The organism is Actinomadura meyerae (assembly GCF_900188445.1).
Taxonomy (GTDB): domain Bacteria; phylum Actinomycetota; class Actinomycetes; order Streptosporangiales; family Streptosporangiaceae; genus Spirillospora; species Spirillospora meyerae.
In genome coordinates this window covers 50028-61068 of sequence record NZ_FZOR01000047.1, presented here as the reverse complement: position 1 = coordinate 61068, position 11041 = coordinate 50028, and the positions used below count along the sequence as shown (strand labels likewise).

Genomic DNA, 11041 nt, shown 5'->3' with positions numbered 1-11041 from the left:
GCAGGGTCGGCAGATCCCGTTGAAGGCACCAGGCCAGTCAGGCGTTGGGCCAGACCCCAGCGGGAGGCGCTCACCTACATCATCACTGTCAGGCGTTGGTGCTGACCTGCGGGTCGCCGAACGGGGGGCCGAAGCCGAGGCCCCAGACGGTGCCGGTGCCGGGGACGGCGACCAGCTGGGAGATCCCGTCGATGGCCGGCCCGTACCGCTTGGTCCAGGTCGTGCCGTCGAAGGAGTAGACCGAGTACTGGTTGGAGGGGCCACCGGCCACCCACAGCGTGCCGGTCGAGTCCTGCGCGATGGTGCGGGCGAGGAGCCCGGCGGGCACGGGGACCTCCGACCAGCCTCCGGCCGTCCTGCGCCACACGTGGGCGGGGACGTCGTCGAACGGGTCGGCGTCGGCCAGGGCGTAGAGCCCGGACGGGCCGTTCGCCGCAACGCCGACGGGCTCGGCGGCCGGCGGGTCGACCGTCTCGTAGGCGTTGCCCGTCCACCGGGCCTGCGGGGGCAGGGACGCGGCGTCCCAGCCGGACCCGTTCCACTTGTAGACCTTGTCGTCCGACCACGACGCGGCGTAGACGCCGCTCGTGCCGGCCTCCAGGGCCGAGACGTCCGGGGGCGGCGTGACCTTCTGGAAGGCGGCGCCGTCGAAGCGCGCCATGTAGGCGCCGCCCTGGATCCAGACCTCGCCGGGCGCCGCGGCGACCTCGTGGATCGAGCCCTGACCGGTCCAGCCGTTGAGCGGGTACTCCTTCCAGCCCGATCCGTCCCAGCGGCGGACGACGGGGTTGCCGTAGCTGACGGGCAGCGGCAGGCCGGGGATGTAGCCCTGGACCCCGCCGATCCAGACACTGTCGGGCCCGGCGGCGGCGATGTCCTCGACGCGGTTCTGCCACCACAGGAACGGCAGCGGCACCGAGTGCCAGGCGGCGGCATGAGCGGGCCCCGGAGTCAGCACGGAGAGGCCGAGGACGGCGGACACCAGGAGCGCGCCGATGCGACGTGGGGAGATCCTCATGGCCCCTCATGATCGCCGCTCGGGGTCTTTTGTGCCAGTGTTTGCTGGCATGAATTCGCTTCGCGCGGTGACCCGCCCCCCGTACCGCCCGCGGTCCGGCCGGTCGGCGCGCAGGGCCGGGCCGCGGGCGGCGTATCGGGGGTGGGGGGGTCGGGCCGGTTACGGCTTGGCCGGGTCCCAGAGGTCGAACGCGTTGGGCTGGCCCGCCTTGTACCGGCGGTCGTCATCGTCGTAGAAGCCCTTGAACTCGTTGGGCAGGTACATGTTGAACAGCTTCGCGGGGGTACCGCCCACCCCGGAGGCGTCCAGGATGGCGTTGGCGGCCTTGCGCCCGGCCTCGTTCGCGGCCTCCATGGTGGCCAGGTTGATGTCGGCGCGGACGTAGTCGGAGGCCAGGAACAGGTTCCCCAGGCCGGTGGACGCCTCGGGCCGGTGGTTCCACGAGCCGGGCCGGTTGATCAGCAGCGGCTCGTCGTTGGCCACCTGCGGGGTGCCGTTGCCGGTGATGGCCGGGTCGATGAAGTAGGAGTGGATGTTGCCGTCGGTGAGCACGAGCGGGCCCCACGGGATCGCCCTGCGCAGCTGCGCCACGACCTCCTTGAAGATCTGCTCGTGGGTGCACTCGCGGGCGGGCTTGCCGTAGAGGATGCCGGGCTTGTCCCACGCGGAGATGTCGATCGAGAGGCATTCGTTGACTTGGCCGTTGCCGTAGGTGGTGCCGAACTTCTTCTTCCAGAACTGGGCCTGGCTGATCGAGGTCAGGGCCCACGGCTGGCCGGCGTAGGCGACGTGCCCCTTCGCCAGGTTGATCGGCTGCCGCAGGTAGAGCATGATCCCGTTCATCCAGTCGGTGGTCAGCTCGCGGAGCGACCTCAGACCCGGGTCGACGGCCAGGATGTCGTCGTTGAGCAGCGGCACCGCCCGCTCGACCGGCACGGCGAGGACGTAGTGGTCGGCCTCGACGTCGACCGTGCCGGCCGCGCCGGTGACCCGGGCGCTCGCGATCCGCCGGTTCTGGACGGTGAAGCCCTGCAGCGTCGCGTCCGGCTGGAAGGTCACGCCGAGCGAGCGCAGGTACGTCATCCACGGGTCGATGAGCGCCTCGTTGGTGGGGGCGTTCAGCAGCCGGTCGGGCGCCTTGTACCCGCCGAGGCCGAGCGTGCTGTAGACCCACGCCTCGGCCATCTTGCCCATGGTGTGCGCGTTGGCCTTGTCGGGCTTGGCCGCCACCAGGGTCCCGGTGAACATCTCGACCAGGAACTCGTTGTACGGCTTGGACATCTTCTCCGCGTGGACGAACTCGGAGAAGCTCATGTCCTCCCACTGGTTGTACCGGCGCAGCGGGCCGCTGGTGACGAACGCGATCATCTTCTGCAGGAAGTACCCCACCTCCCAGGCGGGGACCTTGCCGAGCACGTTGATCCCGGTGCTGAGGAAGGTCAGCAGCGAGTCGGGGCTGAGGGTGCCGATGATGGTGCCCCGCGCGGGCAGGACGAACTTCGTGCCGCCGTAGAAGGCCGCGACCTCGTCGCCGGCGACCAGGTTGCCGAGCGCGGTGCCGCCGCCCGACAGCGGGATGCGGCTCATGGTGTCGGGGAGGTTCTGGTAGAAGCCGGGGAAGAACCGGAACCCGTGCTCGGCGGGCAGGTCCTGGCGGCCGCCGGAGCCGGTGCCCGGCACCGGCATGCTGCGGCACTTGCCGCCCCAGGCCTTGCGCTCGTAGACGGTGACCTGGAAGCCGCGCTCGGCGAGCTCGTGGGCGGTCGACAGCCCGCCCATCCCGCCGCCGAAGACCGCGACACGGCGGCCGGCGGCGGCCCGGCCGGTGCGCGGTGCGCGGCGGGCGGACGGGGCGGCGGACGCCGTCCCGGTGCCGAGCGTTCCGGCCGCGGCGGCCGCCCCGGCCGCCGCGAGCGCTCCGGTGACGAACCGTCTCCGGTCGACTCCGCCCTCGCCACCGGTGGGCTCGGCGGCCTCGGGCTCGTTCCTCGCTGGGGTGCTGTCGTCCACGACGCTCTCCTCGTCCGGGGGTGGGACAACCATTAACCGACATGGATGTCGGTTAGCTGGTGCCCAACTATGAGCGGGCCGCCGCGGGGAGTCAAGACCCCGCGGCGGCCCAATCCACCTCCGGACGGCGCGTCGCGCCCGCCCCCTGGAACCGGCTACTCGATGTGCCCCAGCCCCGTCCACAGCAGCCGCATCGCGCCCTCGACCAGCGTCGATCTGGGCATGTCGGGGTTGCGCTCCCACCACTGCGCGACACCGTCCAGGCCGGTGATGAGGAGTTCGACCATCGCCTCGGCGATCGGCTCGCGGGGGTCCAGCCCGACCGCGGCGCGGATGTCGCCGCCGAGCAGGGCCGTCACCGCCTGGGTGCGGGACTCGCGGATGCCCAGCCGGACGGTGCGGATCTCCGGGTCGTCCTCCCCCGTGGCGTCGAACAGTACTTTCCGCGCGGCCGGGTTGGTTTCGGCGAAGCTGAAATAGGCATCGATGGTCGACCGCATCCGTTCTTCGGCCGGCCCCGAACCCGTGATCCGGGCGCCCACGTACTCCACCAGCGCCGCGTTCTGCTCCTGCATCACCGCGAGGAGCAGCACCCGCTTGGACGGGAAGTGGTCGTACAGCACCGTGCGCGCCACCCCGGCCGCCTTCGCGATCTCACCGAGCGAGGTGCCGTGGTACCCCTTGCTCGCGAACACCTCCACCGCCGCGGCCGTGATCACCGAGCGGCGCGCCGAGGCGCGCATCCGCGTCTTCGGGGGATTTTCCGCCATCGCCTTGACTCCCATCACCAGTTCCGTTCACCCTAGCCGACACAGGTGTCGGTTAATGCGGGGTCGAGTCGGGCCGTGTCCGGGTCCGGCCCGCGCGGCGTCCGGCACCCGCACATGACAGCACAGGGCGACACGGGCAGGTGGCGTCCGCCACCGGAAGCGACAGCAGGGAGCCGCTCATGGGGCGCAGGAATCCGTCGATCGCGATCGTCGGGGCCGGGTTCAGCGGCATCGGGCTCGCCATCCGGCTCAAGCAGGCGGGCTTCACCGACCTCACCGTCTACGACAAGGGCGACGCGCCCGGCGGCGTCTGGCGGGACAACACCTACCCGGGTGCCGCCTGCGACGCCCCGTCCCACCTGTACTCCTACTCCTTCGAGCCGAAACCCGACTGGTCGCGCCGCTTCGCCGAGCAGCCCGAGATCCTGGACTACCTGCGGCACTGCGTCGACAAGTACGGCCTGACCCCGCACATGCGCTTCGGCACCGAGATCACCCAGGCCGAGTACCTGCCCGCCGGGGCCTGGCGCCTCCACACCCTCGACGGCGGGACCCACGACCACGACCTGCTGGTCGCCGCCTGCGGCCAGCTCTCCAACCCGGCGCTGCCCGGCCTGCCCGGCCTGGACGCCTTCTCCGGCACCCGGTTCCACTCGGCCCGGTGGAACCACCACCACGACCTGGCGGGCGAGCGCGTCGCCGTCGTCGGCAACGGCGCCAGCGCGATCCAGTTCGTCCCGCACATCGCGCAGGACGCCGCGTCCGTGACGATCTTCCAGATCGAGGTCCACTGGATCAGCCGCAAGCCCGACCGCGAGTACCCGCGCTGGCGGCACGCGCTCAACCGCCGCGTCCCGGCCGTCCAGCGGCTGTCCCGGCTGGGCATCTTCCTGTGGTTCGAGCTGCTGCTCAACCCGGCCCTGGTCTCCCCCCGCGGGCGCAGCGCCCTGTCGGTGCACATCCGCGCCCTGTGCAGGTTCACCCTGCGGACGGTGAAGGATCCGGCCCTCCGCAAGCGCCTGACCCCGCGCTACGAACCCGGCTGCAAACGCATCCTGACCTCCAGCGACTACTACGAGACGCTCAACCGGCCCAACGTCGCCGTCGTCGACAGCCCCATCACCGAGGTCACGGCCCGCGGCGTCCGGACCGCCGACGGCGAGCACCACCCCGCCGACACCATCGTCTTCGCCACCGGGTTCCGGTCCCAGGACTTCGTGGCGCCGATGCGCGTCATCGGCGCGCACGGCACCGAGCTCAACGCCGCCTGGAAGGAGGGCGCCCGCGCCTACCTCGGCCTCGCCGTCCACGGCTTCCCCAACTTCTTCCTCATGTACGGCCCCAACACGAACGTGGGCTCGGGCTCCATCGTGCACATGCTCGAAAGCCAGGCGGCCTACATCGTCCAGGCGGCCCGGCTCCTCGCCCGAGGCGCGACCTCGCTGGAGGTCCGGCAGGACGTCCTCGACCAGTTCGACGCCGCGACCCAGCGCCGGCTGTCCACCTCCGTCTGGAACCAGGGCGGCTGCGACAGCTGGTACCTGGACTCGGACCGCCGCAACACCAACAACTGGCCCGGCTCCATGACCGGCTACCGCCGCCGCACCCGCCGCCTGGCCGTCACCGACTACCACGTCCAGTACTGACAAGCCGTTCATCTTGGAGCAGAAGCACCACATGCGGAACAAGCGCGCGGCCGCCATGCCGGAGGCCGACCGGCACCCCTACGACTACTACTACCGCGAGGGCATGGCGCTCCGGCCGGCTCCCGAGACCGCCGTCGTCTCGGACCTCTGGCGGACCAGGCCCCACGTCGAGCAGTTCTCGCCGTGGATCCCGGTCCGGCGCGACCCGCCGTCCACCCCGCTGACCAGGCTGTTCGACGACCACCGCTGGCAGGGCGACGAGCTGATGGACGCCGTGGTGCACGACCTCCGCACGCTGGGGATGGCGCGGGGGCGCGCGATGCTCGACCGCGCGCTCGACCGGGGCATCGACGCGGTGGAGCACGCCCCGGCGTCGCTGGTTGAGCTGTTCCGCCACCTGGACGAGCCGCCGGAATGGTTCGACGCCGCCACCTGGGAGCGAGGGCGGCGCCTGTGGATCAACGCGTCCCTCGCCGGGAAGTTCACCATGATGCTCAGCGACGCCATGGGGACCTTCGTCGGCGCCGAGGTCTCCGCGGCGACCGGGCAGACCCGCCGGTTCCTCGCCGACTTCCGGCGGCGGGAGCTGGAGACGGTCGCCTGGTTCTACGGCGTCACCCGTCCGGGCGGCGCCGACCGCCACTCGCCGGTGTTCAAGAGCATCGTCCGGGTGAGGCTGATGCACGCGCAGGCCCGGCTGGCGCTGCGCCGGATCTGGGGCGACGAGCACTTCGCCCGGCACGGGAACCCCATCTCGAACGCGATGACGATGGGCGCGGCGGTGACGTTCGGGCTGCTGCCGCCCCTGTTCGACCACGCCCACGGACGCCGCATCAGCGCGTCCGACCTGGACAGCGTCATGTTGTACTGGGCCTACATCGCCCACGTGATGGGCGTCGCCGACGAGCTGATCCCGCGCAACGCCGTCGACGGGCTGCAGATGGCGCACCACATGATCCTCACGGCGGGCGGTCCCACCGAATGGACCGACCTCACGATCAAGACGGCCTGTGACCACGCGCTCAGCCGCAACCCGATGATCCGGCGGCTGCAGATCCACGCGGCCACCCCGATGCTCGGCTTCGTCTCCGCCCTGACCGGAGAGTCGCTCGTCCGCGCGCTGCTGCGGGCGTCGCCGCTGGCGGACGTGAGGCTCCAGCCCTGGCAGACCATCGGCGAACGCCTCGCCCACCTGAACGTCGCCCTGCGCAGGGTCGGCGACCGCATCCCCGGCGCCGAGCAACGGATGAACCGGCGAGCACGCCAAGGGGACGCCTGGCAGCGGAGCGGCCTGGCACTGGTGACCAGGCTCGCGGCCCGCTCAGGGGTATCCGACACCCCTTACGACCATCACGACACCAGCGTGGAGCGCGGCCTGCGCAGGGCTTAGGCGGTCTGCGGTGGCGGGCGGTCTGCGGTGGAGGGCGGCCAGCAGTTCACCCAGGCCATCTGACGGGCGCTCAGGGAGCGAACGCGCGGAGGGCGGTCTCCACGAGCGCGTCGGCGTACTCGGGGGTGAGCGGGCCCGACCGGTGCAGCCAGCGCTTGAACAGCGGGGCGTACAGCACTTCGAGCATCAGGTCGAGGTCGGCGTCCGGACGCAACTGGCCCGCCCGCTGGGCGCTGCGCAGGCGCTCCTTCTTGGCCTCGTCGATGGGCCCGGCGAGCTTCTCGCGGTACAGGGCGGCGAGGGCGGGGTCGTCGGCGATCTGCGCGTTGAGCGCCCTGAGCGGCGCCTCGAACGCCGGGTCGGCGAACTCGGCCGCGGTCGCCCGCATGACGGTCTTGAGGTCGGCTTCGAGGTCGCCGGTGTCGGGCAGCCGCACGCCGTCCGCGCCCTCGCTGAGCGCGAGGAACGCGTCGAAGATCACCGCGCCCTTCGACGGCCACCAGCGGTAGATGGTCTGCTTGCCGACCCCGGCGCGCGCGGCGATGGCCTCGATCGACGTCCGGGCGTAGCCGACCTCGGTGACCAGCTCGCGGGCGGCGTCGAGGACGGCCCTGCGGGAGCGCTCGCTGCGCCGGGCGGGGTTGGGTCTCGCGGTGGCGGGCACGGCGGGGAGCCTACCAGCAGACGAGACGAGACGGTCCGTCTTGACAAGAGCCACCCCGCCCCTTATCGTCGAGCAAACGAGACGAACCGTCTCGTCTCGAAGACGAACGGAAGGTGGCGCCCTCTGCGCACCCAAGCCCAACTGACCCTCGACCAGGTCACCAAGCGCTACGGCACGCGCGTCGTCCTCGACCGGGTGTCGCTCAGCGTCAAGCCCGGCGAGCGGCTCGGCGTCATCGGCGACAACGGGTCGGGCAAGTCGACGCTGCTCAAGCTGATGGCGGGCGTGGAGCGTCCCGACAACGGCGAGCTGGTCATCGCCGCACCCGGCGGTACCGGGTACCTGCCGCAGTCGCTCGCGCTGCCGTCCGAAGCCACGGTCGCCGACGCCGTCGACCTCGCACTGGCCGACCTGCGCGAGCTGGAGGCGCGGATGCGGACGGCCGAACGCGGCCTCGCCGACGACACCACCGGGCTGGACGCCTACGCGGACGCGATGGCGGAGTTCGAGGCGCGCGGCGGCTACGAGGCCGACACCCGCGTGGAGGTGGCGCTGCACGGGCTCGGCCTGCCGGGGCTCGACCGGGACCGGAGGCTCGGCACGCTCTCCGGCGGCGAGCGGTCCAGGCTCGCCCTGGCCGGCGCGCTCGCGTCCGCCCCGGAACTGCTGCTGCTCGACGAGCCGACCAACGACCTGGACGACCGGGCCACGGCCTGGCTGGAGCAGCGGCTCCGCGCCCACCGGGGCACGGTCGTGGTGATCACGCACGACCGGATGTTCCTGGACCGGGTGACCACCGCCATCGTCGAGGTGGCGGACGGGCGGGTGCGCCGCTACGGCGACGGATACACCGGTTACCTCACCGCCAAGGCCGCCGAGCGCGCCGCGCAGGCGCGGGCCCACGAGGAATGGCGGACGGAACTGGACCGTCACGCCACCCTGGTCACCGCCAACGCCGGCCGCCTGGCCGCGATCCCCCGGAAGATGGCCAAGGCGGGCATGGGCACCGGGGCCTGGCGGGCGCGCTCGCGCACGCACGGGGCGGCGGGCCGCATCCGGCAGTCGCAGGAGCGGCTGCGCAGGCTCATCGACCATCCGGCCCCGCCGCCGCCCGAGCCGCTGCGCTTCACCGCCGTCCCCGCCACGGCGGGCGTCGCCCCGGGGGACGAGGTGGCGGCACTCAACGGCGTCGAAGTGACGGGACGGCTCCGCCTGGAGTCACTGACCGTCCGCGCCGGTGAACGGCTGCTCGTCACCGGCCCCAACGGGGCGGGCAAGACGACGCTGATGCGGGTGCTCGCCGGGGAACTGCGGCCGGACGCGGGCGAGGTGCGGCGGACCGGCCGGGTCGGGTTCTTCCGCCAGGACACCCCCCACCTCGACGGGCGGTCGGCCCACCTGACCGTCCTGCGGGCCTATGCGCTCGGGCGTCCCGGAAGCCCGGGCGAGCACGCCGACGCCCTGCTCGCCCTGGGCCTGTTCCAGCCGTCCGACCTGGGGCTGCGCCTGCGCGAGCTGTCCTACGGCCAGCGGCGCCGGATCGAGCTGGCGCGGCTGGTGAGCGAGCCCGTCGACCTGCTCCTGCTCGACGAGCCGACCAACCATCTGTCACCGATGCTGGCCGAGCAGTTGGAGGAGGCACTGGCCTTCTACGAGGGGGCACTGGTCGTGGTCACGCACGACCGGAGGCTGCGGGCATCGTTCAACGGGTCCCGCCTCGAACTGCCCGAGTAGCGGACGGCCGGCTACGACCGCGCGGCGGCACGGCGCGAGCGGGCCAGCCCGGCACCGCCGAGGCAGGCGGCGACCGCGCCGACGCCGAGCGCCACAACGCCTCCGCCCAGCCCGTTGCCGGTGCCGAGCCCCCCGTCCGCCGCCGCCACGACCACCCCGCCGAGGACCATCCCGACCACTCCGGCGGCCAGGGCGGCCGCGGCACCGCGCCGCATGCGCGGCCGGGCCAGCGCCAGCCCGCCGACGACCGCACCGGCCAGCCCCAGCAGGGCCGCCACCATGGCTCCGACGCGTCCGGCGCTCAACTCGTAAGCGTCGGCGGCGACCGGGACCTCGCCGCCCGCCGCCGCCGGCGCGGCGAGCACCACCATTCCCAGCAGGGCGGTACCGGTCACCGCGAGCGAACGCCGGGCCGCTGCCTGGGCTCCTGAAGCACGCATGTCCGTCTCCTCTTTCGTGCGCGTTGCGACGGTTCCAACACCCCCGATCATGTCGCCGGAAAAGGCGCCGATCGTCCGCCGGAAGCAGTCACTTCGCACTGCCGCCGATGCGGCACCCGACTGCTGCGAACGCGGCAGAAGCCCCGGAAGTACCACGTCCGCAGCAGTCGAGCACCGGGTCACTTCGTCGCGCGGACCGTCACGACACGCTCGGCAAAGGCGTCGATGGCATTGATGACCGCATGGAAGCGCAGCGAGTCGAAGAGGTCGAAGGCGTGCTGCCCGCCGGGGAGTTCGGCGTAGACGACCGGCTGCCCGGAGACGGCGCGCAGCCGTTCGGCGAAGAGCCGGGCGTCCTCCACCGAGGTGACGGTGTCGTGGTCGCCGTGGACGATGAGGAACGGCGGCGCGTCCGACCGGACGCGGTCGATCGGCGAAGCCTGGGGGTCGGTGTAGTAGGGGCCGTAGTACCCGCCCAGGCCGATGACCGCCGCCACGGACGTGTCGGGGCCGTCGGCGGTGAACGCGGCCATCGCGGACAGGTGGGCACCGGCCGAACTGCCCGCGAGGAAGATCCGGTCGGGGTCGGCGCCGTAGGAGCGCCCGTACTCGCGGACCCACGCGATCACCCTCTTGGCGTCCGCCAGGTGGTCATCGAAGTTCGCCTCGGGAAGGAGCCGGTAGTTGGCGCTGATGCACACCCAGCCTTGCCCGGCCAGGTGACGCAGCAGGGGAAGCGCCTGGCTGTTCTTACGTCCACCCTTGTAGCCGCCCCCGTGCAGGTGAATCAGGACAGGCGCCCCAGTGGGCAGTGAACGGTGACGGTAAAGGTCGAGCAGGTTGCGCTTGCCCTCCGGGCCATACGAGATGTTGGCGACGCGTTCCACGGCGCGGTGACGGCGCAGCAACGGACTGAGCAGGACACGTCCGTACGACGGAAGGCGACCCGAGACGGGCACGGCGCCCATGGCCTCCTGGACGGCCGGCAGCGCCCGGCGTCCACACCAGGCCACCACCCCGAGGCCAGCCACGGTCACGACCAGCGCACCCACGACAACGGGCGAGGTCAGGTCTCCTTGGACGAAGCAGATGACCGTGGCGACCAGCACCCAGGCCAACGCCGCGATGGGCAGTTCGTTAGCGGCCACCCCGAGAAAGAAGGCGACCGTGGCCAGCGGCCGGGGCCGGCGCGGCGCGGCCAGCGCGAACCAGGTGGGCACGGCGACGAGGGCCAGACTGGTCAGGTATCCGTAAGGCATGCCGCACAGCCTGGCTTCCCCGGCCCGGTCGACGCATCGGGCGCACGGCCCCACCCGCCCCCACGCCGGTCGAGGCCACCCCCGACTTTGGTAGGGGCGCCAAGGGGATG

At 72.2% G+C, this 11041-nt stretch carries 9 protein-coding genes; 3 read left to right on the top strand and 6 right to left on the bottom strand.

Features of this window, described 5'->3' with window-relative positions:
• Positions 1-88 precede the first annotated feature (88 nt).
• The 3 genes from CHF16_RS33740 to CHF16_RS33730 all read right to left on the bottom strand — a co-directional run bounded on the left by CHF16_RS33740 (position 89) and on the right by CHF16_RS33730 (position 3798).
• Complete coding sequence (locus CHF16_RS33740) at positions 89-1018, bottom strand: hypothetical protein (protein ID WP_089330227.1); 930 nt, start codon at positions 1016-1018, stop codon at positions 89-91.
• Between the two features lie 159 nt (positions 1019-1177).
• On the bottom strand, positions 1178-3028 hold the full coding sequence (locus CHF16_RS33735) for a hydroxysqualene dehydroxylase (protein WP_245869691.1): 1851 nt from the start codon (positions 3026-3028) through the stop codon (positions 1178-1180).
• Positions 3029-3183: 155 nt separating this feature from the next.
• Positions 3184-3798, bottom strand: coding sequence for a TetR/AcrR family transcriptional regulator (locus CHF16_RS33730; protein WP_245869690.1), 615 nt, complete (start codon positions 3796-3798; stop codon positions 3184-3186).
• Between the two features lie 179 nt (positions 3799-3977).
• Between CHF16_RS33730 and CHF16_RS33725 the strand changes: the two genes are divergently transcribed.
• Together CHF16_RS33725 and CHF16_RS33720 are read left to right on the top strand one after the other, a co-directional pair.
• Entirely contained in the window at positions 3978-5444 is a 1467-nt protein-coding gene (locus CHF16_RS33725; protein WP_089330224.1) for a flavin-containing monooxygenase, read from the top strand.
• A gap of 31 nt (positions 5445-5475) precedes the next feature.
• Positions 5476-6834 carry an oxygenase MpaB family protein gene (locus CHF16_RS33720; protein WP_218826970.1) on the top strand — a complete coding sequence of 453 codons (1359 nt, stop codon included), beginning with the start codon at positions 5476-5478 and terminating at the stop codon, positions 6832-6834.
• 70 nt (positions 6835-6904) lie between these two features.
• On the opposite strand, the gene CHF16_RS33715 is transcribed toward CHF16_RS33720, so the two are convergent.
• Positions 6905-7498 carry a TetR/AcrR family transcriptional regulator gene (locus CHF16_RS33715; protein ID WP_089330233.1) on the bottom strand — a complete coding sequence of 198 codons (594 nt, stop codon included), beginning with the start codon at positions 7496-7498 and terminating at the stop codon, positions 6905-6907.
• 123 nt (positions 7499-7621) lie between these two features.
• Here CHF16_RS33715 and CHF16_RS33710 point away from each other — a divergent pair, with 123 nt between their 5' ends.
• On the top strand, positions 7622-9232 hold the full coding sequence (locus tag CHF16_RS33710; protein WP_089330232.1) for a TlrC/CarA/OleB/SrmB family ABC-F type ribosomal protection protein: 1611 nt from the start codon (positions 7622-7624) through the stop codon (positions 9230-9232).
• Between the two features lie 11 nt (positions 9233-9243).
• Here CHF16_RS33710 and CHF16_RS33705 read toward each other — a convergent pair whose 3' ends face one another.
• Together CHF16_RS33705 and CHF16_RS33700 are read right to left on the bottom strand one after the other, a co-directional pair.
• On the bottom strand, positions 9244-9672 hold the full coding sequence (locus CHF16_RS33705; RefSeq protein WP_089330223.1) for a DUF6223 family protein: 429 nt from the start codon (positions 9670-9672) through the stop codon (positions 9244-9246).
• A 179-nt stretch (positions 9673-9851) separates the two neighbouring features.
• Positions 9852-10931, bottom strand: a complete 1080-nt coding sequence (locus CHF16_RS33700) for an alpha/beta hydrolase (protein ID WP_089330222.1) — start codon at positions 10929-10931, stop codon at positions 9852-9854.
• Positions 10932-11041: the final 110 nt, after the last annotated feature.

Excerpts from the sequence above, each read along its gene's own strand:
- CHF16_RS33740 (WP_089330227.1), bottom strand. The coding sequence starts at position 1,018 with ATGAGGATCTCCCCACGTCGCATCGGCGCGCTCCTGGTGTCCGCCGTC.
- CHF16_RS33730 (WP_245869690.1), bottom strand. The coding sequence starts at position 3,798 with ATGGCGGAAAATCCCCCGAAGACGCGGATGCGCGCCTCGGCGCGCCGC.
- CHF16_RS33725 (WP_089330224.1), top strand. The coding sequence starts at position 3,978 with ATGGGGCGCAGGAATCCGTCGATCGCGATCGTCGGGGCCGGGTTCAGC.
- CHF16_RS33720 (WP_218826970.1), top strand. The coding sequence starts at position 5,476 with ATGCGGAACAAGCGCGCGGCCGCCATGCCGGAGGCCGACCGGCACCCC.
- CHF16_RS33705 (WP_089330223.1), bottom strand. The coding sequence starts at position 9,672 with ATGCGTGCTTCAGGAGCCCAGGCAGCGGCCCGGCGTTCGCTCGCGGTG.
- CHF16_RS33700 (WP_089330222.1), bottom strand. The coding sequence starts at position 10,931 with ATGCCTTACGGATACCTGACCAGTCTGGCCCTCGTCGCCGTGCCCACC.